The sequence below is a fragment of the Streptomyces sp. ActVer genome (assembly GCF_027270795.1).
Taxonomy (GTDB): Bacteria; Actinomycetota; Actinomycetes; order Streptomycetales; family Streptomycetaceae; genus Streptomyces; species Streptomyces umbrinus_A.
Genome location: NZ_JAPWHT010000899.1, coordinates 1 through 1,292, shown reverse-complemented (window position 1 = coordinate 1,292; position 1,292 = coordinate 1). Strand labels below are relative to the sequence as shown.

The following is a 1,292-nucleotide window of genomic DNA, read 5'->3' as shown; positions in this document are numbered from 1 at the left end:
GCCTTCGCGGTGCTGCTGGCCGCCGCGGCCGCACTCGTGATCGCCGCCTGGACGGTCCCCGGCCGCCGGGTGCTGCCGTACTGGGGCCGCGCGGCGGAACTGGCACACACCGGCTTCGCGGTGGCACTGCTGCCGTTCGCCCTCTGGGCGGCGGGGCTCTTCGGCTGGCTGCGCGGCCTGTTCGGCTGAGCACGCCCCGTACGCCCCGGCATGGAGAAGGAGTTGAGGAGAGGCCGTGCAGTCCAAACGAGACCAGGTACACGCCCACAGTTTCATGATGGGCAGGCTCAGTTCGGGCCTGCTGACGGCCGACCCGGACGCCCCGGAGAGCCCGCTCGGGCGCACCACCCGCGGTGTGGTCTTCGGCGTCCTGGTGACCGTCCTGATCGGCGCGGGCGCCACCGTGTACGGTCTGCTGCGTCCTGGCGGGAACGACGGCTGGCGCGACGGTGAGCACCTGGTGGTCAACCGGGACACCGGCGCCCGCTATCTGTGGACCGGCACCGACGGCGTACTGCACCCGGTGCTCAACTACGCCTCGGCGCGGCTGATCGGCGGCTCCGACCTGGCGACCGCGGACGTCCGCACCCCCTCCCTGCAGGGCGTCCCGGTGGGCGCCGCGGTGGGCATACCCGGCGCCCCGGACGTCGTACCGGCGTCCGACCGGCTCGACGACGGCGCCTGGCACATGTGCGTCACCGGACCGGACGGTGCACTGGCCAACACCTCCGGTGTCGTGGCCACCACCGGGGTCGACAAGCCCGGCGCCACCACCGTCGTGGCCGGGATGCCCGTGGACGCCCGAGGCATCGGCCGCGACCGGGGCGTGCTGGTACGGGGCCCGGACCGCACCGAGTACCTGGTGTGGCGGGGCAGCAGGCTGCCGCTGGACCGTGAGTCCGACGCCCGCAACGCCCTCGGCTACGGCTCCCAGACGGCCATGCCGGTCTCGGCGGCCTTCCTCGATGCGCTGGCTCCCGGCCTCACCCTCAAGCCGCCCGCGGTGCCGGGGCGGGGCGAGGAGGGCCCCGTACTCGGCGGTGAGGCGAGTCGTGTCGGCCAACTGTTCAAGGTCAGCGTCCCCGGCGGCGGCAGCACCTACCACCTGCTTCGCAAGGACGGCCTGGTGCCGCTGACCCGGCTCGGCGCCGCCCTGGTGCTGGGCGACCCGGCCACCCAGAAGGACGCCTACAAGGGGCAGTCGCCCGAGGTGCGCACGGTCGGCGCGGACGCGCTGCGCGAGCACCGGGCGAAGGACTCGGGCGCCGCGGGATCCGCGGAACTGCCCGACG

General features: G+C 74.4%; 1 protein-coding gene and 1 pseudogene. Both read left to right on the top strand.

Annotated elements, in window-relative coordinates:
• A pseudogene (locus O3Q52_RS53185) lies at positions 1-189 on the top strand (type VII secretion integral membrane protein EccD); the annotation flags it as partial.
• A 46-nt stretch (positions 190-235) separates the two neighbouring features.
• A partial coding sequence (gene eccB / locus O3Q52_RS53180; RefSeq protein ID WP_269655561.1) for a type VII secretion protein EccB occupies positions 236-1,292 on the top strand: 1,057 nt, incomplete at its 3' end.